General features: G+C 57.9%; 17 protein-coding genes and 1 tRNA gene. 9 read left to right on the plus strand and 9 right to left on the minus strand.

Going from position 1 to position 20,647, the window contains the following annotated elements; translation table 11 throughout:
- Positions 1-664: 664 nt before the first annotated feature.
- The 4 genes from ACPEH1_RS07300 to ACPEH1_RS07315 form a co-directional block, all read right to left on the minus strand.
- The gene (locus ACPEH1_RS07300; protein ID WP_423715528.1) at positions 665-2,221 is read right to left on the minus strand and encodes a DNA polymerase; all 1,557 of its coding nucleotides are present in this window, start codon (positions 2,219-2,221) and stop codon (positions 665-667) included.
- The gene (locus ACPEH1_RS07305; protein ID WP_423715529.1) at positions 2,214-3,929 is read right to left on the minus strand and encodes an RNA-directed DNA polymerase; all 1,716 of its coding nucleotides are present in this window, start codon (positions 3,927-3,929) and stop codon (positions 2,214-2,216) included. Before ACPEH1_RS07305 ends, ACPEH1_RS07300 begins: the two co-directional genes overlap by 8 nt.
- A 1,303-nt stretch (positions 3,930-5,232) precedes the next feature.
- Positions 5,233-6,306: a hypothetical protein gene (locus tag ACPEH1_RS07310; protein WP_423715530.1), complete on the minus strand. Its 1,074-nt coding sequence runs from the start codon at positions 6,304-6,306 to the stop codon at positions 5,233-5,235.
- Between the two features lie 288 nt (positions 6,307-6,594).
- Positions 6,595-7,047 (minus strand): hypothetical protein, encoded by a 453-nt coding sequence (locus ACPEH1_RS07315; RefSeq protein ID WP_423715531.1) that lies wholly within the window; start codon positions 7,045-7,047, stop codon positions 6,595-6,597.
- On the opposite strand from ACPEH1_RS07315, the gene ACPEH1_RS07320 reads away from it, so the two are divergent.
- Positions 7,028-7,723: a MarR family winged helix-turn-helix transcriptional regulator gene (locus ACPEH1_RS07320; RefSeq protein WP_423715532.1), complete on the plus strand. Its 696-nt coding sequence runs from the start codon at positions 7,028-7,030 to the stop codon at positions 7,721-7,723. The genes ACPEH1_RS07315 and ACPEH1_RS07320 overlap by 20 nt on opposite strands.
- Positions 7,724-8,473: 750 nt before the next feature.
- On the opposite strand, the gene ACPEH1_RS07325 is transcribed toward ACPEH1_RS07320, so the two are convergent.
- On the minus strand, positions 8,474-9,007 hold the full coding sequence (locus tag ACPEH1_RS07325; protein WP_423715534.1) for a hypothetical protein: 534 nt from the start codon (positions 9,005-9,007) through the stop codon (positions 8,474-8,476).
- Positions 9,008-9,252: 245 nt separating this feature from the next.
- Between ACPEH1_RS07325 and ACPEH1_RS07330 the strand changes: the two genes are divergently transcribed.
- Positions 9,253-9,498 (plus strand): XRE family transcriptional regulator, encoded by a 246-nt coding sequence (locus ACPEH1_RS07330; protein WP_423715535.1) that lies wholly within the window; start codon positions 9,253-9,255, stop codon positions 9,496-9,498.
- A gap of 5 nt (positions 9,499-9,503) precedes the next feature.
- On the opposite strand, the gene ACPEH1_RS07335 is transcribed toward ACPEH1_RS07330, so the two are convergent.
- The gene (locus tag ACPEH1_RS07335; RefSeq protein ID WP_423715536.1) at positions 9,504-10,706 is read right to left on the minus strand and encodes a tyrosine-type recombinase/integrase; all 1,203 of its coding nucleotides are present in this window, start codon (positions 10,704-10,706) and stop codon (positions 9,504-9,506) included.
- Between the two features lie 264 nt (positions 10,707-10,970).
- On the opposite strand from ACPEH1_RS07335, the gene ACPEH1_RS07340 reads away from it, so the two are divergent.
- Positions 10,971-11,834, plus strand: coding sequence for a sce7726 family protein (locus ACPEH1_RS07340; protein ID WP_423715537.1), 864 nt, complete (start codon positions 10,971-10,973; stop codon positions 11,832-11,834).
- A gap of 32 nt (positions 11,835-11,866) precedes the next feature.
- On the plus strand, positions 11,867-12,811 hold the full coding sequence (locus tag ACPEH1_RS07345; RefSeq protein ID WP_423715538.1) for a sce7725 family protein: 945 nt from the start codon (positions 11,867-11,869) through the stop codon (positions 12,809-12,811).
- Positions 12,812-12,917: 106 nt separating this feature from the next.
- Here the strand turns inward: ACPEH1_RS07345 and ACPEH1_RS07350 are convergent, their stop codons facing one another.
- Positions 12,918-13,196, minus strand: a complete 279-nt coding sequence (locus tag ACPEH1_RS07350) for a hypothetical protein (RefSeq protein ID WP_149500813.1) — start codon at positions 13,194-13,196, stop codon at positions 12,918-12,920.
- A 299-nt stretch (positions 13,197-13,495) separates the two neighbouring features.
- Here ACPEH1_RS07350 and ACPEH1_RS07355 point away from each other — a divergent pair, with 299 nt between their 5' ends.
- From ACPEH1_RS07355 to ACPEH1_RS07365, 3 genes are all read left to right on the plus strand, one after another.
- Entirely contained in the window at positions 13,496-14,101 is a 606-nt protein-coding gene (locus tag ACPEH1_RS07355; RefSeq protein WP_423715540.1) for a hypothetical protein, read from the plus strand.
- Positions 14,079-14,795, plus strand: a complete 717-nt coding sequence (locus ACPEH1_RS07360) for a class I SAM-dependent methyltransferase (protein WP_423715542.1) — start codon at positions 14,079-14,081, stop codon at positions 14,793-14,795. The genes ACPEH1_RS07355 and ACPEH1_RS07360 overlap by 23 nt, the downstream gene beginning before the upstream one ends.
- A gap of 80 nt (positions 14,796-14,875) precedes the next feature.
- Entirely contained in the window at positions 14,876-15,295 is a 420-nt protein-coding gene (locus ACPEH1_RS07365) for a toll/interleukin-1 receptor domain-containing protein (RefSeq protein ID WP_423715544.1), read from the plus strand.
- Between the two features lie 568 nt (positions 15,296-15,863).
- Here the strand turns inward: ACPEH1_RS07365 and ACPEH1_RS07370 are convergent.
- Together ACPEH1_RS07370 and ACPEH1_RS07375 are read right to left on the minus strand one after the other, a co-directional pair.
- Positions 15,864-15,939, minus strand: a tRNA-Thr gene (locus tag ACPEH1_RS07370).
- A 59-nt stretch (positions 15,940-15,998) separates the two neighbouring features.
- Positions 15,999-18,878: an autotransporter domain-containing protein gene (locus tag ACPEH1_RS07375; RefSeq protein WP_423715545.1), complete on the minus strand. Its 2,880-nt coding sequence runs from the start codon at positions 18,876-18,878 to the stop codon at positions 15,999-16,001.
- Between the two features lie 168 nt (positions 18,879-19,046).
- Between ACPEH1_RS07375 and ACPEH1_RS07380 the strand changes: the two genes are divergently transcribed.
- Positions 19,047-19,649: an RNA polymerase sigma factor gene (locus ACPEH1_RS07380; RefSeq protein WP_423715546.1), complete on the plus strand. Its 603-nt coding sequence runs from the start codon at positions 19,047-19,049 to the stop codon at positions 19,647-19,649.
- Positions 19,649-20,626 carry a FecR family protein gene (locus ACPEH1_RS07385; protein WP_153164482.1) on the plus strand — a complete coding sequence of 326 codons (978 nt, stop codon included), beginning with the start codon at positions 19,649-19,651 and terminating at the stop codon, positions 20,624-20,626. The genes ACPEH1_RS07380 and ACPEH1_RS07385 overlap by 1 nt, the downstream gene beginning before the upstream one ends.
- Positions 20,627-20,647: the final 21 nt, after the last annotated feature.

A 20,647-nucleotide genomic window follows, 5' to 3' on the forward strand; every position in this document is an offset into this window, starting at 1 on the left:
ACACCTGCCCAGTACGCCGCGCAGTTGGCGACGAAGAAAGATAACATCAGCACCGGACTCTAAACCCGCTCACTACTCAAGCCGGGGGGACGTCGCATCCGCAATAAGCGGCATGGAAGACAAGCCCGCAATCAGAACGCACTAACCCTTCGCGAATCAATGAGTTCCAACACTCACCCAAACAAAAAGCCCCGACCTAGGCCGGGGCTTTTGCTGAACTGGTGCCGGAAATAGGAATCGAACCTACGACCTACGCATTACGAACCCAGCCGACTGACTCCGGCGAGCGATCTAAGCGACAAGCAACTGATTGCACAAGCCCGACTCAGGCCGAGCGGACCGGCATGGACCGTTGCCAGCGGCACGTTGTACGGGGCTCGCACGGCAAGCTCCCAGGGGGGCTGTTCCGAAGACTTGCCGGAACTGGCCGCCTGACGGTAAGCGCCAACTAAGCCTTGGGCTGAGGACATCTCCATCTCGCCAGTCCCAGATGCGGACGAGGATGAGGACACTCCTTATCTATAGGGGCACTCCGTCGCTGAACCCCACACCGAGGAGCGTCGCATGACCAATGCACGTACACCGAGGGAACATAACCTTTACTGCCAGTTCTCTAGGACCCAGCAATGCGGCAGGTAAGCTCACCGTAAGCCAACGGCTCTTCCTAACCCGGCCCTCTCGCCTTGAAGAATGGCTCAATGGACGCCTTTCCAGCAATGGAACCACCAAAATGCTCCGTCATTGCAGACGCGAAAGTGTCCATTAGGAGGCACCTATCAAAGCCAGGGGGATGCTGCACCAACAGAGCGTCGTGCATGGGGACCTTAATCTTCACGCCAGGCAAGCTTGCAACCTTCAAGATCGCCTTCTTAAATATCAAAGCAGCAGTCCCCTGCACCACCTGACTCACCGAAGAGCGGCACTCCTTCGGCGTCAAAGGCCCAACCAGTTCACGCTGCAGGTAGTTCCCCATCGAGGTGCCAATCCTGCCGTTCTTCTCGAACTCCGCGTTAATTGACCTTTTCCACTCCTCAAACACATTGAACTCAGTAAAGAATTGCTTTGCGCTCAGACGAGTGCCGCCCGATGCAGAAGCAGCATCAATCAGAGCTTTCTGCCTCATTCCATATGCATATGACAAGAACAAACGCTTAGCGAAACCACGCTTTTCGTCGCATTCGAACAAACTGCGGGAAACCTCCAAATAGAGATCACCAGAAGAGTAGAGACTCAACATCTTCGGGTCAGAAGACAAAGCAGCCATCACACCAACTTCAAATTGATCGTAATCGACGTAGCTAAGCTCCATTCCCTTATCTGGGATTATGACATCCCGGTAATAGCCCGGAAGACCTTGGAGCGCTGGATCCCTGAAGTATATCCTCGAGGTTACCGTAGCTTGGGAGTCAAGAATAGGAAAGACCCTTCCCGCCCCTACAGACAGTCTATTCAAAATTGACCGACTAGCGTGAATGCGCTTAAGCTCGATCAAATCATCTCCAAAGCCGTCCTGCATCGGAAGCAGCCGGAGAATGTAATCAAGCGAGACCCCTGACATATCAAATCCACGAGACTCCAACCTCTCGACGACCACATCATCTCGTGGAACCTCATAAGGAAGCTCATGCTTCTCAGCGAATCGCTTCAATGTCAAGTAATAATCAACGTCGACCGTTTTCTTATGTTCGCGCAGCTTGGCCTCATCAACTCGAATCCCGTGTACAACGCAGGAGGTGAGCTCATTGAAAACGGGAAGCTCCACATCTATTGCACGCTCAAATTCACCTTTACTTTTTGCTTGCCCCAAGAGCTCCGTCCAATGCCGGCTGAGAGCATCACCTATCACAGCAAGAGTGCTGGCATCTAGCTCAGCCTGCCTGTAAAAGGCAGACAAATAGCTATCAACGACCGCCTCGTCACAAAACCCGAGCAACGTTTGGCGAACATCCTGACGTTCCCTTACCGCCTTACTTATTCGTCGCCCTGACGTCCCACGCTCAAATTCAACAACGTCGACAACACTCACAGGAAGCTTGCCCGCAGACCTAAAAATAGCGGGAGAAATCAACCAATAGTCGTGACATACCAACCGCACTGTCATCTCGACGATTTTATGCGCATCCGTCTCGGTCAAGGCACCATCGGACCAAAGAAAGTAGCGATCTCCACCGCGCTCCGAGAAGTCCTTAAAAAATATGAGAACGCCTGATCCATCAGTCATACACACTTATCTCGTCATAGAAGGAAACGAGGTTGGTCGAACGAGGGATGCAAACCAGAGACCCCTGCTTTGGCACATAAGACTTCGCTCTAATCGCGGTACCCTGGACGCGAATTCCTAGCTTACCGAAGAGCGGCCTAAGGTCCTCCTTATCAAACTCACGAGTTGCGAGCAGCAAATATCGCTGGTGCTGATAGGACCACTCACCACTGAAATGCTCGATTGCCTGCTTTAACGCCGCACCCCCCTCCCTGACAGATGCCAAGTACACAAAGATTGCTGGAATCTCGGGAGATGCCAAGTTCTCCGCAACTTTTCGCTCAGCCAGTGCAACAATAGCGTCAGTCTTGTACTCCTTCAGCGCCAGCAGCATCCATAGGTGATAGTTCTGCCAGGGATGAATTGAGATGACGGAATCGAGCATAAACCTCTCGATTCGATGGAAGCTTTCTTGAGATATAGCGAGAAATGACAGCACTCTACAAAACTGATCAGTGGAGACCGCTTGCGTCTCAAGGCTGTCTATCACTAGATCGACCAGCTCGCCTGCAACATCGGACTCGTCGACAAACATTCCAGAATCAAGCAAAATCTTAAGTCTATTTACCGCGAAACGAAACTGACGTAGCTGCGTATCCCCGGCCTTTATGAGATCCGCGAGCATACCAAAGACGAGAGGCACCGATCGCGAAATGATACGCCTACTCCTCGATTTCCACATGGCGTCAATTGCTGCGCTACGCGAATCAGAGACAGGGAAGAAATCAGACACCCGCTCATGACCAAGATTTATTATTTCCGTCTTGGATGAATTGATATTCATCCCTACGGCGCGAAGCTCAGAAATAAGATCTGCAACCGCTTTTCGAGCGCGCCGGTCATCAGCACAAACAATCCTTATGTCATCGACATACCTAAAATAATCGTAACCCATAGAAACCATTCTATGATCGACATCTGAAAGAACCACGTTCGCGATGAAGGATGACGCATCCCTGTTTTGCGGTAGGCCGTGCCGATCACTATAAGACCACTTCTCCAGCAAGGAACAGAGTGTCTGGACAGCGTTTCTAATATGCAACTTCGCTTGGCCGTCCGCCTTGATGAGCGGCAATTTCGAAAGAAACGCCTCGCGAATCAACTCAATCGATATGTTCTCGAAATAATTTATTAGGTCAGTTACCAGTATTATTTTGCCATCAACCAACGATGAATGCGTTATCCCCTCAAATGTCTGCCAAAGCTCGATCCGACTTTTGAAGAGGCGCTTCTCACGAGAACCTTCAATATAATGATCGCGCCAACGATGACCGAAAACTCGGGTGGACAACAGCGGGTCGTAATATTTTATTAGGAACGTGCAAATAGACTGATAAACAAACCTGTCATAGAAATCAGTCTCGAGCGCATACCTCAAGCCGAGACCTTTCTTTGGGACATCGCACAACGTTCGCGCGACACCCGCGTACTGACCATTTCCTTCACTAAGCAGCCCTGCGAGAACCGCCTGAAGGCTATCTTTTTTTTCAAAGAGGTCCCGGTACCCGAGCACGTCAGAGAACCAGTCATCGCGCATATCTTGGTTCAGATGCTTCAGCACGGAATCATGATCAATCGGAAATGAGAGGAAGCCCCCGTGACCCGAGGGCTCCGTCGCTGCCCGACGCTCATTCCGGAGTTCTTCGCCCTCTTTGCCCTCTTCGATCATACAATTCCTTCTGCGGACTAAGTCATTAGCTTAGGGCAGAGGATATCAGGCTATTCAAACGGACGCCCCGGTCGAACCAGCTCCGTCCGCAGCCTGCAGCCACGGTCCATCAGTGGCTGCCGCTGCCCCTACTGGCAGAGCGAAAGCTAACGTTTCGGCTACAGGCGTGACACTTGCGGTACCGGCCATACCTCCCGTCCCTGGCTCGGCCCAACAAGCCACCGCATTCGCAAACCAGCGGGCTGCGTCCTTGATCCCAGCGCCACAGCCTCACAGTGGCAATCAGCCCAGGGATCACCGACGCCGCGATTGCCAACGCTGGGGCCCAGCAAGCCACTGCGTAGATCCCTGCGAGCAATGAGCTTTCCCGGATCATCCCCAACGGGAGCATCAACAGCAGCCCTATCAACAGCGCTCCCACTACGGGCGCGTACATCTTGCCATCATCCAAGTCCAACGGTCCATGTGGTCATCCCGGCGATTGTTTAGCGCATCCTTGAAGATATCGGTCGCAGAGGATGAGACTTGACCCGCACCCACTTTTCGCCGCCCCTACAAGGTGGAACACCACCGCACGCTTCATACATGGCGCCAATCTTTGCTATTGCAGGCACCACCTGAAGCACCGCCGCCCGCGAGTTGCAGTTTTAACCGCGGCCGCATGTGCTTTGATAGCGTTTCGCATGGGGCAGACGCCTGCCTGCATGTCTATTGCGCAGTGCTTCTACGGCTGAGCCCGCAAAGAACCCAACGCAGCACCACGACCAAGTGCGGCACCGTTCGACAAGCTTGCGGGAAACAACAACTGACGTCCTCGCTACAGGAGCCACGAGACTGCGCTTGTGTCATGTGGATCGTCAGGAACGCTGCATACTTGGGCGAGCAATCTGTACGTCAAAGTAATCGCCGGAACGTTGCACCCATTGGGCGCTTATCAAATGCACGCCAGGCCGCACCAGAAGCTCGCTGAGCGCACCACAGGCGCGACCAGCGACACCCCTGCACAAACACCGGAAGAATTCGCCTCAGAGACTCACAGAAGCACCAGCCAGGAGCTAGCTATTCGCTCTCAGTACAATCCCGGATATAGTCTCTTGCGCGTCCCCGAAGGGGCGCGCATCTGGACCCGAGGCGCGAGGGCCGAAGGCCCGAGTACCTCTGGGTCCAGGCAAGGGACATCCAGCGAGACAATCGAGTAAATATCTACCTTCTCGAAGAGAAGGTAGTAGCTCTTGATCTAACGCTCTTATGGGGGCGCTGACATTTCCTATGCGGGTTCAACTCGCAGCCCTGCAGAACCGCACTATGCGGCGAGCTCGTTTCGCTTCTTGTCACGCCTCCTCCGCTGACTTTCTCGGTCCTGCTGTCGCCTGCGATCAGCGCGCGGATCGCTCGAACTACCTGCTGCGTTCAAAGCTTGCGTTCCCAGTTTTTTCAGGGCCGAGCACTGCGTTACGAATGGGCACACATAACAAGGAGACTTTTTCGAGCTTGAGCGATTTCCAATGCACGCAGGAACATAGCTTTCAACTGCATCCGTCTGATTGGCAGGATCAGAAGTCAATGCCATTGCGCTCCGCACCAAGTGCGCCTCGAACATCGCCGTAGCACGCGCCTCTGTCAACGGACCATTGGCTCCAAGATATCGCGCCAGCCGCGCAGGCCTGTCCTTCGCATGCAGCACATCGGCGTGCAATGCCCGCATTGCCGCAGCATGCACAGGGTCTTCCCCCAGGGGCTCCGTAAAGAAGCGTCGATCCCAAGTAGTAAGGTACAGGCGCTCACCCATCTCATCCCATGTGGGATGACCACGCATCCACCCTTGGAACAACTTTCCCGAGCAAAGCTGATTTGGCAGCGGGGGCTTCTTGGTCTTCCGCCCGTACAACCACCGTTCGATGACTATGTCGCAGAACAGATCGTACGGCATGCCAAGCTCATCCGCCTTCTGGCGGGCCTTCCAAAGGCAAGTCATGTCCTGCCGGTCGTTCATCGCGAAGCTCGTCTTGCAAGGCTGTTTGAAGGGCGCTTCTGATGCGTCGAAGCGGCGGTCCCATGCAGCACGGTACGCTTCGATGTACGCTTCAGTGAAAGCCTGTGTTGCTTGCAACGGCGACATGTACCGGTTCCCTACCCAGCGAGTCGGCATCAGCGATGGCTCAGACGCGAGCAGGTCCTTGTCGATGTAGGTGCGCTGAAAGCTGATCTCGCCCACTTGACGGGCCGTGGGGCTAGCCAGCCCCAGCACTTTTTGGTACACGACCTCCCTGCGCTGGGCGTCTGCCATATTTTTCACAGACATCTTTTTGCGGGCCGGGTTGGGCCGCTTTGCTTTTCCAGTTCCGCCCGTTGCTTTTGACCTCTTGATCTTTGCCATTCTCCAATTCCCCTAGATAAAGACAGCGTTATACCGACCGGCTTGATGAAATCACCGGTTTGTTGAGATTTTTTTAGCGAGCCTGCCCACACGATGCGGGGAACCAACCGATATGGACCAGTGGCACGATGTGCTCCTTTCGCACACCAGCGTTCACTGCGCCAAATCCGGACGAGCCACCTATCGAACCTGGCACTGCTCTGTCGGACCGTCCGACGATATTGCTGGATGCGGATGGCCCTTCCGCATCCAGCACAAAGGCCGCGTCGTCGCCCCTGATTGGATTACTTAGCGGCTGACGAGATCGAGCTCCATCACGTGCAGCTGCACCTCAGCGGAGACGAGCATGGCAGGCGTGAAGCGCTTCTTGCCGCAATGCCGGAGGTAGTTCATCGCGGGTCCGACGTAGTCGCGATATTTGATTCCCGTCATGTCAACCATCTGACGCGCCTTCCAGATCGAACGGAACATCGATTCTTCACAAACACGCAGATCGAAGCGGCGATCAGTAGCTCCCGTGTTGAGCTGAATCACCTTTGCGAACTCCATCGTTGCCTCGAACGCAGTCATATCGCGACAGGCCGAATACCGGCGCGCCTTGCAGCCACCTTCCTCAGAGAGCGATTCCGGCCCCATGATTTCCTCGGCAATGCTGTACTGGGCAACGCGAGATGCCTCACTACCCTCGCGCTGCGCAGCAAAGAGGCGGGTCGAACGGTCGATGCAGCTGTTCTTCTTCACTAGGTCTTCCTTTCTTTTGTCGCGGTTGCCGGCGGCATCCGTCGAAAGCAAGATTGCCAAGCTCAAACGCGGCGGACCCGTTGAATTCAACTATTCGACCAACTTAAGATGTGGCATGAGCCAACTGCCACACGCCGAATTCAAAGCGCTAATGATCTTGATCAATGGACTTTCGAGCGATCTCGAGGCCCGCTTGAAGACATACAAGCTCTCCACCTCCGCTTTCCTGGCACTAGATGCGATTGCTCGGACAGAAGTCGGGAATGCGTATCCGATGACTCGTGCCAGTCTTGCGAAGATGATCAACACAACACCCGGATCAATGTCGGTGCTCGTCTCCCGCATGATGCGCGACGGACTGATATCAGAGACATCACTGAACGACCGAGCAAAAGGGCTTGCTACCACCAAGTTAGGTCGCCAGATGTTGGCCGCAGGATCGGTCGCTTGGGAGGACACCTTCGACGGCCTTAGCGAGGCGCTCTCGCCCACGGCGAAGAAGCAGCTCCTACAGACCGTGGCTAAGCTGAACCTGATTCGTAAGCATGAACAGGATGAGGAGCGCAGGGTCGCTTACATGCGCACACTGTCGAAGAAAGAAACGATAGAGGCAGTAGCAAAACACCAGAAGGAGTCGAGGGCCGCTGCTTCTCGCGCTCGTGACGAATTTGACTGACGCCACCTGTATGGAGTGATCCGACCGACACCCCTGCTTTGGCGAGTTTCCCCTGCGAAGTCCGCGAACCATCTAGGACTTCGAGCTAGGACTTCGAGCATTGGACGCAGATCATCCGCATCCGCGCTTCAGAATCAGTGCTCGCAGATGCGCGCCAATCGCGGCACGACGCTAGCTTGGCAGGGCCGCCACACCCCTGCATCGGTAGCCCTCGGGCAGCCCCAGGTTGGCCGATAGAGCGATCCTAGAGCATCCATTCTGCGCAGCTAACTCAGTGACTGAGACAGCAGCCAGGCGACACATCAGCTAGCATAAAAAGGCCCACTGACGTTGCCATCAGCGGGCCTGGTTGCGGCAAATCTAGTTGCTCAGCGAGGGCGAATGCCCAAGCCCAGCAGCACAGCCCCAGCGATAGTCAGTGCTTGCCCTACTGCGAGCGCATGCATGTTGGCAATGTTGCCGTAACCGCTTGCTGAGGGGTTGATCAGGAAGTAGAGCCCAATTGCGAGTGCAACTAGACCCAACGCCACACACGCCGCTGTCGAGCCACGCTCTTCCCGGGCGTTCGCACTCACACGATTCGATTCAATAATTGCCTTGGGCAGGTCCGCATAGCACTTAGGACACTTCGCGGATGATCTGCCCGAGGGGATCGCAGCATGACAAGCCGGGCATTGGTAGAGATTAATTACTGAATCGCTGGTTTGCACGTTCTCTCCTCCATGATTGGATGTACTGGGGTTTCTGACGTCAGCCGCCGGTTGAACTACCCGTCTGAGCGTCCTTGACCAGAGCACGCAGCGCAGCGCGCTGCTCATCATCCAGACTGTATTCGGTATCACACACCCGGACCTCGATCCTATTGGCACCGGCGAAGGCCCCTGCTTCTGCCAAGGTCATCTTCTTGCCGAACGATAGGATCGCGTACTCGTGGCGATTGAAAGCAGGCATGTCGTTAGGAAGCGAAACAGCCTTCCCGTCCACGAGCATGTCAAACCCTGTACCGGCACAGCGAACGTCATAGGACATGTTGAAGGTCACGATTGCCGACACCGTAAAGGTGTCCGCCTTCGTCACAGGGCGGTCTCCGTCCACCGCACTACTCAGGCTCAGAGAAACGCCCCTACTGGTCTTGGACAGCTCCGATAGCTGCACTTTGGCATCGTAAGAGGTTCGATCCTTGAAGCGGTCATATGACCGCTGCCCCTGAGCTACGACCTCCCCTGACGCAACAGCGGTCAGCACCAACGACATGACGGCAACAAGCGCAATCCGGTTCTTCATCTCAACGTTCCCGACTGAGCGCTGACGGGCCCGGCCACCCCTTGCGACCGGTCACACCGCGTGCAACGCTATATACCGCAATGGTAATGACTTCTACTGAATAGGTATATGGCCCATGCTCCTGCAAGTTCACACACCGTTACCTCCGCGTGCCCTCGCCCCAAGTCATCACTGCTACGTTTTCCAAGCGGCTGTCCGAAGCTCGAGCACTGCGCGGGCTATCTCAGCGCGCGCTGGGGGCACTGGTGGATAAGGATCAGGACAAGAACCGGGGTGCCGTACTGATCAACAGGTACGAGCGTGAGCGAAACCAAGCGGATATGACCAAGGCCGCAGAACTTGCCGGCGCACTTGACGTACCTGTCGCATACCTCTTCGCTGAGGACGATGACCTGGCTGCCGCGATTTTGGCCTTCGTGAAACTCTCGTCCAAAGAGCGCCAAAGGATGCGGGACGAGCTTGAGCGCTTGGCCGGGCAGCAGCCTGACTGAGACCTTCATGCCGCTAGCTTGGCAACCGCTGCTGCCAAGGTGTCCGGGGCCAGGTGGGCGTAACGTAGAGTCATAGTTATATCCGCATGCCCCAATAGCTCTCGCACGGTGTTCAAGTCCACCCCTGCCCGCACCAGCCGCGAGGCAAAGTGATGTCGCAGGTCATGGAACCGAAATTGCTCGATGCGGGCGTCAGTGATCAGCTTACCCCACCCTTTTTTGATGTCGGTCACGTCGAAGACTTTGCCCGCACGGCGCTCGCCCGCTTGCCTAGCCCAACTCTGCAGGACTTCCATGGCTTCGGTGTTCAATGGAATGTGGCGCTGCCTCCCGGACTTGGCATTCTCGGGCCGGATGGTCAGCATCTTGGCGTCCCAGTTGATGTCAGCCCATGTCATTGATAGCAGCTCACCCCTCCGCATGCCGGTATTGATGGCTGTAAGGACCACCGGGGTCAGGTGATCGACATACCCGTCCATCGGCAAATCAGGCAGAACGTCTTGCCGGTACTTACGTCGGGCCGCATTGGCGTTCGCCCTGCCCTCTACACCAGCAAGATCGCGCGCTGCCAGCGCGGCGCGGAGCATTGCCTCTTCATCAGGGGACAAGAACCGCACGACCTTGCGGCTCGCAGCTGATCGCTGCCGCATGCCCATTAGGGGATTTGTCTCGATCAACTTCCACTCAACGGCCCGGGACAAGGCAGACCGCAGGCAAGCAAAGTCGCGCGCTGCGGTAGCCTTGGTGACGGCATCGGGGCCAGTGACACGCCCGCGCCACCATCGCTCCATCGTGGGCACGTCGATCTCAATGATCTGACGGCGTAACAGCCACGGGAACACTGATCGAATGCGGTCTGGGTACTGGCGACCACCCTTGAGCTCCGCAACGGCCCATGGTTCGAAGTGATCGTTGAGCAGCGCTTCGAGGGTGCAGCTAGTGGGTCTGGACTTTGCGAGAGCGGGCAAGCCAGACTGAACGTATTCAGCCACAGCCTGCCGGGCTTGATCCCGAGCTTGGTCAAGTGTCAGGTGCTCGACCGAACCCAATGTACGGCGCTTACCGTGCGCCCAGGTCACGATCCAAGCTTTATGCCCAGAGGGCTGCACGCGAAGGATCAGACCACGAACCTGAGCGTCCCTGAGCTCATAGGGGCGCTCTCGGGGCTCCGCTGTGAGAACAATGCGTTTGGTGAGGGCGGATGACATCGGGCGGAGGGTCCATAAGTGGCGATAAGACCAACTTAGGACGGGATGCGAGGCGGTGATTGGATAAGGACTATCCGTATCCGCCCAGATCTATACATGGAGCCAACCCTGCTACTCGTCCGGCAGCCTGGCAGTCAAGACCTTCCGCATGGTTCGATTTGCAGAGGTGACGTCCTAAGCTAAACTTCGACCCACGAACGGCCTGCTGCGACCAGAGAGTGACACTCCCTACCCGGTCGACACTCTTCAAAATGGCAACTCCAAATGAGTGACTCCACTAGCTTTTCCCACATTTGCTCAAGGGCGCTCAGTAGACCGGTATTCACCGCACTTGCGAAGGGAGCCGACCCTCTTAAGATCCTCGCACCGCTGTTAGAAAAACTAGCCGAGCGCGAGGTTCGCAGTGTCGCAGGCGCATTGGAGCTGGCCTTCAGTCACCTCAGCAGCCACCATAGGAATGAGTACGTCTACAAGAGTGCAGTGATTGATCGTATTGTGTTCGGGCGACACAGCCCCGCCACTTCAGCCGTTGGCATGGAGCTCCACGTCGGAAAATCTATTGTCGACATTGCGGTCTTCAACGGAACGTCGACGGCTTACGAGGTAAAAAGCGAGCTTGACTCACCTCGCCGCCTTACTTCACAGACCGCTGACTACCTCAAGGCTTTCGACAAGGTATATGTGGTCGCGCCTCGTAACAATGCGCACCGATACGAGTCGTTCTGCGACCAGCGCGTGGGGATCATGGAGCTCAACGAAAGAGGATCCCTCCGCACTGTTCGCGAGGCCGCTAGCAATATCCACAATATTGACACCCGGGCTCTGTTTAGGATGCTTCGACGTGACGAATACGTTGGCGCCATTGAGAAGCACCTCGGGCAGAAGATCTCTTTACCTAATGGACTTGTCTCGCAGTATTGCGAGAAAGAATTTTGCAAACTCTCCGTCGAGGACGCTCACGCTATCCACTTGAAAGCCATGAGGGGGCGAACGACCAACAAGGAATTTGTGGGCTACTTAAGGGCTCTCCCTAACCACCTACGCGCCTTAGGCTATTCAGCGAACCTAAGTTCGACGCAGCGAAGCAAGATTCGCGAGGTACTTGACTCTCACGCGAAATTAACTTAAACATCGGGGGCCACATCACTCACTGGATGACGATGTATAGCCCTTATCTCTGCGGTCGCCGCTCTGAGCTACTTGCTCTTCGGAATCTGAAGTCAGAGAACGTAGACTTCGAAAAATTTGTTCCTGTAGTTGAACCGGTACTAGAAAGCACAGGAGATCTTCTGCGATTCATCGATACTTACGGCAGGGAAGGAATTCGCGCCGTTATCATCATGAATCCACATCGGCATCAATACAAAGGCGGCACCGGAGTCGCAAGCAATTTACGCAAGGATCTGGCCGATTCGTTCGCTAAGTACACGGATCTAATTCCAGGCTTCATCTGGGATGCGAAGACAAATGTTACTCAGGCTAGCGCCTTCCAGAAGATTTATTCCGACAGACAGGTCGCCTTCCTACTTGATAGCCCTGTCATTAGTGATGCGGATCTAAAGTCCATTGCACACAGCCCAGAAACAGTTTTTGTCTTCTCACTCAGTTCAAGCGTAGGCAAGAAGCAACTCGCACTCATCCCGAAGTCTAAGATTGTTTCGATCCGCGATGGATTCAAAAAGCTTCCACGGAATGCTGATTACAACGGCGTTGAGTTCTTCAGTGACCAGCACCAACTAGTCGGCAAGGACTTCGCAGGAATTGGGGATTACACCATTACCGGCAAAGCGCTGGAGATCGGGGGCGGAAAACCCGGCGCAGTGGCGATTCACGCCTCCTTCCGTCCGAACGGCAAAGATGAAGCCTGGATAGAGCACTTCGTGTCGGACGAGATCGACCGCGACGTGGGCGACGCCGCCTCCAAATTTCTCGAAGCAGCCAAGAAGCTTGTACGCGCCGCGAAAAAGAGACCTACAGAGTTTGTAACCAATACCGCGCTAGATGCGTACCGTAAACATGTCGCTGAGGACACTTTTCCGGGACTTGGGAAGAATAAGGAGTATCAGATTCGCCACCACATCGTTCAGATGCTCGCACTTCTTTGAAGTGAGACTTCCTCAGCTTGCCCTGTATCAGCGTGATCAGGGACGGCTAGACCCTAAGCTCAAGGCAGGAAGGAAGGGGCAAAACCCCTCCCTTCCCCTGAATTTATTACTCTGAGTCCTCGGAACTGAAGGCAACCACATCGCTAAAGTCGGGCTCATGATCGGTGGTGCAGTTTTCGTGCCTCGCGATAGTACTTCCCAGACAACCGGCCGGATACTCCGTAAACTCCCATCGAACCCTGAAGCCTTCACCTTCGAAGGTCGCAGAGTACGAAAGTTCCGCACCCATTCCTCGCTCATCACCGCCATCCTGCTCAATTTCCAATTGAGACTCATCGAGTTCGATGACTTCCCCTGTGGAAATTATTCGAACATTGAACTTCATTCCGTTCTCCTGGTTCAGGTTGACCAGATCATCTGACCAACGCGCCGATGATAGGGTATCGACACACACTTCCAGCAGTGTTTGATCAGAGAGCCACCGATGCGGTGCGCCGATGGGCGAACTTGACAGAGTCCTACCGTATTTCAACGTAAGCGGCCTTGGAGCCAGTTCAGACAGGCCCCGGTGTCCAGCAAGGAAACGAACCATCCTCAACTACCAGCATCGAAGGCCAGCCAGCAGCGCCATCGATTGAATCACACTTATGCTGCACTGCAGTGCGGTCAGACATGGAACGACAAATGAAGTCACTGCTCAATTGGCTTGCCGCAGCGGCCTCCCTAATTGGCTTGTTCTTTACCCTTAATCCATTTTCGGAACGGCTTTCTTCGCTCCAAATCTTGATTATCGCAGCAATAGTAATTGTCTTTGGCGCGGCTGCCACATTTGACGTCAAAGAAGAACTCAGACGCGCCATCAAGAAGTATAAAACCACCGCCGAAATAAACACATACATGCATGAAATGCTCCGCAACAGTGGCAAATGTGAAATATGTTCGCGCGATGCCAGCTGGATTTCAGACAAACGGATTTTCTCGCTACTTCAAAGCAAGGCCTCGCGGAGCGAACTTACATTTCTCGTTCATCGTAGAACTCCAGAGCTCGATCAACTTGCATCGCTTGGCGCAGAGGTGATCGCGTATGGTGTATTCGGATTTGAACCGATGACTCGTTTCACTGTCGCGAACGCCGGCAACGATTCGTCTTCCTACGTCGCCATCGGCCACCGTAAGCCGAATGAAGCCCACGTCATTGAGGAGCTTGACTCTTCACATCCGACGTATTCGATGGCACGTGACCTAATTCGAGCCATTAGAGCTACCAATGATAAATATAACGCAAACTAAGAGCCTGCTGAACGTAACTCAGGAGTGGGATGCAATCGCCCGCATAAGGGAGGAGCAAATTTCATCAGGGAAAGACCACAGTGCAAACTTTGTATTGGGACCAGCAATACTGAGCGAGCTACCAAAAATTCACAACCTGGTAGATATAGGCTGCGGCACCGGATGGCTAACATCGCAGGCGGCTGGGCGGGCCACCGCAACGGTTGGGGTAGATCCGAGCGGCGAATCAATCGCCATCGCACGGGAGCGCCATTCAAAAAGTTCCGTAAGCTATTTCGCCGAGAGCGTTGAGCAAATGGCGAAGCGACGAAAGCGCCCAAGCTTTGACGCGGCGATTTCGAATATGGCAGCAAGCAGTTCACCCGATCTCGAGGGGTTTTTTCGAGCCTCACGGAAATTACTCAGAGAGGATGGACTCTTTATCGCAACCATCCCTCACCCCTGCTTTTGGCCCCTGTATTGGGGCTACGCGTCGCACCCTAGCTTTCATTACGAAAGAACGTTTGCAGTTGAGGCTGACTTTAAAATTCGGGATCATTTTACAGACATGCGAACCACGCATTTCCACCACCCTCTACAGAAATATCTCTCATCACTCTCCATTGCAGGATTTGCGGTTAAAAGGACACTTGAGCTCTCTGGCCGAGGCTTCGACTTCCCCCGATTCATGCTTCTTGTATCACGCGCCATCTAATCAAACAATGAGCATTACAATTCGCTCGCCGACACAGCGGCCGCGGAATCCGTCATCCGCCTCGATATTATTGATGAGCTATGAACATCTTCATTAGTCACAACAAGAAGCAAAAGTCCCAAGCGCGCCTTTTAGCAATGGCCCTTGTAGAACATGGAGAGAATGTTTGGTTTGATGAGTGGACAATTCTTCCAGGCGAATCTTTGACCGGAAGCATAGAGGACGGCTTGAGCAATTCAGATGTTTTTATTCTTCTTTGGTCAAAAGATGCCGCCGCCTCCAAGTGGGTAGGAACAGAGCTCAGAGCCTACATCAGGCGACGCGTTGACGACGAGAGCCTTCGAATAATCCCCATTATGATTGACGACACTCCACTGCCAACACTTGTAGCTGATTATCGAGGATTTCTAGCAAAGTCGAGAAATTCTCTTGGCACCATTGCAGCTCAAGTCTGCGGCGCCCCGTCGGAAGCTGCGCTATTCAGACGACTAAAGGCTTGAATAGATGAGCTAACGTACGATGACCAAGCCTCGGGAGATCCACTGCCATTCAAGCGCTGTCCCCAGTGCGGGGAGGACGATTTCGAACGCCGCTGCCTAACAGATGAAGGGCGAGATAAGACCTACTACGTCATCACTTGCAAGCACTGCGATTGGTCGGAATGGACCCAATAGCGAGACCTTGGTCAGATCTCAGAGGCATTTCGTCCATCCCGCCCCGATTTCAATTACGAGCTTGAGGCAACCATCGAATCACCTCCAAGCAATTAATTCGCCTGGAGCGCCCGCATGGGGAGCATCAGCAGCTGCCGTATAGCCAATGCAGCAGCCGCTCGACTGCACTTCGAGAAGCGCACCTCTCCTTCGCTTCTCGAAGATCAGTTGATAAGCGGTCTTGAAGCCGGGTGCTCAGATGGGATGGACTGCTGGCACAAGGACACAAGCCATCCGCAACCACCAGCGCTGAAGCCCGGCCAGCACCAGTTCGGCACGAACGCCTTTCCCCATCAATAGGTTCCGAACGCCCCAAACGAAAAGCCCCGACCAAGGCCGGGGCATTTGATGAAACTGGTGCCGGAAATAGGAATCGAACCTACGACCTACGCATTACGAATGCGCCGCTCTACCAACTGAGCTATTCCGGCTGAGCTGGCAATTCTAAGGCCGGGCGTCCGGGCGGTCAATTGCCCGGACGCCCCTGGGCTCAGAAGCGGTAGCCCAGGCCCAGCATCACGCCGTTCTGGTCCTGGCCGTCCCGGCGCTCGCCAACGTAGTCGATCATGATCGACAGGCGCTCGCTGGCGCGGCTGGTGACGCCGACGTTCCAGCTCAGGACCTGCTCGCCCACCGACTGGCTGGTCGAACCGAAGACCAGGTCCGGCGCGGCCGCGAAGCCGGTGCTGAACTGGGCCTGGGTGTCGCCCAGCTCCTTCTGCCACAGCACGCGGGCGTGCGGGGTGATGCGCTCGCCCTTGCGGCCCTCGAAGGTCTTGAACAGCTGCAGACCGGCACCCACGCGGATGCTCTCCAGGCTGTCGCTGCGGCCGGCCAGGGCGCCGGCGCCCTGCCCTTCGTTGAAGCGGACGTTGGACAGGCGAGCGTAGTCGACTACAGGCAGCAGCGGCTGGACCACCAGGCCGCGGGCCGTGGTGAACGAGAAACCGTGCTCCAGGCGGGCCGACAGCGCGTCGCTGTCGTACTTGGCGCGCAGCGGCGCTTCCAGGCCTTCGATACCCACGATGCTGCGGTGGGTGTCGTGACGCAGGTCGGTGTAGCGCAGCGAGGCCGACAGGTAGCCGCGCGAATACGCGGCATCCAGGTAGCCGCCCACGTCCAGCGCGCGCACGTCACCGCTGAAGCCGGTGCCGTCGCGGCCCTTGGTGGACATCTCCGCTGCGGCGACGCTGACGCCCAAGGTGACCTTGTCATCGGCCAGGCGCGTGTCGGCGCCGAGCACGATGCCGCCGGTGGTGTGGGTCATGCCGGCCACGCCGCCGTCGGCGTCGATGCGCCCCTGGCTGCCGAAGCCGCGGCCCCACATGCCAACGCTGCGACGGTCGCCAGCGGTGCCGGCACTGCCAGCGTCGCCGGCGGGCTGCACCAGGTGCATGGCCAGCTGGTTGAACAGGCTGCCATTGCCCATGCCCGGCTGCGCCGAGGCGGCCTGTGCTGCCTGGGCGGCCAGGCCGTCGGCGTCGCCGCCGCTGCTGCGCATGTCGAACTGGTGCTGCTGCACGACGTTGCCGATGCTGCCCACCAGGGCGGTGTCGGCCAGGCGCAGGGTGGCGTGGCTGTCGCCGCGCAGGCCACCGGCCTGCTGTGCGATCACGTCGCGGTCGGAGAACTGCAGCGAGGCCAGCAGCGGCTTGAGGCCGGCGGCGTTGCCGGTGGCGGCGCTGGCCAGCGCGCGGCCCAGGCCGTCGCCGGAGGTGGCGTTGGCGAACAGGCCGAGCTGGTCGAAGCCCGGGTTGGCGGTCAGCGACAGGCCGTTGGCGCTCTGCACGACGTTGAAGCTCAGCAGCGAGTTGTGGCGCGGGCGGAACACCTCGCCCTCGGCGATGCTGGCGGTGTAGCCGGTGTCGCCCAGGCGCACCACATCCTGGAAGCCGTCCTGGTAGATGGGGCCGGTGACCAGGTCGCGACGGTAGCTGCCGTCGTAGTAGCCGCGCGCGACGTTCAGTTCCAGGTGCGCACCGGGCGAGATCACCAGGGCGCCGTCGATCTGCTCGTCGTCGAAGAAGGTGCCGACGCGCAGGCGGCCGTTGGCGGCGCCGCCGTTCTCGGTGACGTCGAACAGGACCTTGCCGCCCGGCATGATGTTGACGTAGCCGTGGGTGACCAGATCGCCGCCGCGCGGCATCAGGGTGCCGTACACGCGCAGACGGTTGAAGCCGTCTTCGCGCCACGACGGGCCGCTGCCCTCGGCCAGTGCGTTGAGGTCCATTGCCGGCGAGGCGATGTCGCCATGACCGACCAGCATGCTGGTCTGCATGACGCGCACTTCAGCCGCGCGCAGAGCGCCGCCTTCCAGGGCGATGGTGCCATTGTCGACCAGCATGAAGTCCGCGCCGGTGGTGGCGGCGGTGCGCCACACGGCACCGTTGGTGACGCGGATGACGCCCATCGAATCGTCGAGGGTGGATGCGGCGAGATCATTCAGGCGCAGCTTGGACAGCAGCAGGGCCTGGATGCCGGGGTCGCTGAGATAGTCCTGCACCGAGTCCGGACCGATGCCGTTGGGCCCGCGGCTGGACGCGTTGTAGATGGACTGCGCCAGATTGATGTAGGTGGACTGCCAGTCGGTGTTCCAGCGCGCGAAATCGTCATCGACGAACGTCTGCAGCTGGCGGCCGGTGCGCAGGTAGCCGGCGTTGATGTCGCCGGTGACGTTGGCGGTCACGTTGAGCGTGTCGCCTGGGGCGTGGTATTCGGCCGAAGTCATGATGTTGTTGTTGAACATGTCCTCGCCGGCGAAGGTCACGCGCTTGGCGCCGGACCCGTCCGGATCGAAGCTCACCGAGTTGCCGCGGGTGCGCGCCGGATCGGAGAACACCAGCAGGCCGTTGGGCTGCACCACTTCGTACATCGCCTTGCGCAGCAGGCCGGCATCCATGCCACCACCGTAGTTGCCGGTGTATATCTCGGTCATGCGCGCCGACGGCGTGTAGATCACCTTGCCGCCACTGCTGGCGGCGTGGATCTGCACCGAATCAACGGTCGGCAGGTCGCCGGCCATGTAACGTTCGACGCCACCGGACTGCATGATGGAGCACGAGGAAATGCAGTGGCCGGACACGATGGTGTTCAGGCCGGCCGTGCGGATCACGCCCTGCAGCCACTCACCGGCAATCAGCGCGCCGCCGTTGGAGGTGCGCAGCACCACTTCACGGATCGGACGCCCTTCGGCCTGCGCCTTGGCCAGCAGCGCCGGCAGCGAGACCACGTCGGCGTAGGTCACGCCGCCGCTGAGGAAGATCCGATCGCCCTGTACGTGGTAGCTCATCGCGGCGGCTTCACCCGCCGCGCCCATCGCCGCCACGCCCAGCAGGCCTGCCAACGCCACACTCAACACCGATTGCTTCATGCTTTCTCTCCAGAAAAGGTCCTACCCCGCATCGCGCGGGACCTGTGCAGAACGTGGCGGAACGACGATCTCCCCCAGTCGGGCATCGACATAAAAATGAACGCATTCATTTTCAAAGGGTGGCACTTTCGGCCTTTCACATCCTGTCAACGTCGCGTAATACTCGGGATGCCCGTGATCGTTGCCGTTCGAGGTTCCGTTCTGTCCGCTCCGTCCCCCCTGCTGCGCTACGACCCGGAACCGCTGCCGCGGCCCGAGCGGTTCGCTGCGTTCGTGCGGGACGAGCGCGCGCCGCTGTGCGCCTTCCTGCGCGCGCGGGGGGCCAGTGCAGACGACGCCGAGGACATCGCCCAGGACTGCATGGAACGGCTGATCCGCTACCAGTCGCATGGCAGCGAAGAACTGCGCCTGCTGCTGTACCGGATTGCGCGCAACCGGCTGGCCGACCGCGGGCGGTCACCACACGCGCGCACGCACCTGCCACTGGCCGACGGCGATGGCGCGGCCGAACCGCTCTGCACCGCTCCGGGACCGCTGCGCCAGGCCGAGTCCGGGCAGATGCTGTCCCTGTTGCGGCAGGCGCTGTTCAAGCTGCCCGAGCGCTGCCGCGAGGTGTACCTGCTCAACCGGATCAGCGGCATGAGCTATGCGCAGATCGCCCGCCACCGGGGCATTACCGCCAAGACGGTGGAAAAACACATTGCCCGCGCCCTGCAGGGACTGCGCCAGGAACTGGGCCCCGACACCTTCGGCCAGGACGGAGACACCTGATGCGGGCTGCCACGCACCGCCGCGACGAACCGGCATTCAACCAGGCCGCCCATTGGGTGGCACGACTGGAGGCGCCGGATTGCAGCCGTGCCGAACGCGATGCGTTCGAACACTGGCTGGCCGAAGACCCGGGGCATGTGCGCGCCTGGGTGCAGGCCGAAACGCTGCATCAACAGATGGGCCAGCTGGCCAATGATCCGTGGGTGCGTGCCGGCACGGCGCGGAGTGCGCGCCCGCGCCGTGCGCGATGGCTGCCTGCCGTGGCGATTGCCGCCAGCCTGTGCCTGGCCGTTGGCCTGGTCTGGGCATGGGTGACGGATGGGCAGCCCACGCCGCAGCACTATGCCAACGCCACGCATCTGCCGCAGCAGCGCACGCTGGCCGATGGCAGCCGGGTCACGCTGGATGCCGGCGCGGCGATGACCACCCGGTTCGGGCTGCGGCAGCGCCACATCGCGCTGGACCGCGGTCGCATCCAGCTGCAGGTGGCTCCATCGCGCAGGCCGCTGCGGGTGCAGGCGGGCAACAGCACCATTGAGGACATCGGCACCACCTTCCAGGTGGAACGCTGGCAGGACAACCGCATCGACGTGGCGCTGCTGGACGGCGCGGTGGAGGTGCGCAGCGACGGCACGCAGGGCGGACACCTGATGCTGTCGCAGCCGGGCCAGCAGCTGCAGGTGCAGGCATCGGGGCAGATCACGCCCGGCCCCACGCTGCCCCAGGGCACGGCCGATGCCTGGCTGGATGGCCGGCTGGTCTTCGACGCGACGCCGCTGCAGACCGTGGTGGAACGCATGAACCGCTACCACGCCACGCCGATGGTGATCGCCGATCCGGCGATCGCGGCGCTGGCGGTCAGCGGTACGTTCCGTGCGGAGGATCGTGCGGGCCTGCTCGCCGCGCTGGAACAGGGCTGGTCGATCACTGGACAACAGCGCGCCGACGGCGCGCTGGAACTGCGCCGCCGGCACTGACGTCGATGGCCGTACGGGGGG

Origin of the sequence: Stenotrophomonas sp. NPDC077421 (assembly GCF_049545505.1) — a bacterium.
In the GTDB taxonomy this organism is placed as follows: domain Bacteria; phylum Pseudomonadota; class Gammaproteobacteria; order Xanthomonadales; family Xanthomonadaceae; genus Stenotrophomonas; species Stenotrophomonas nematodicola.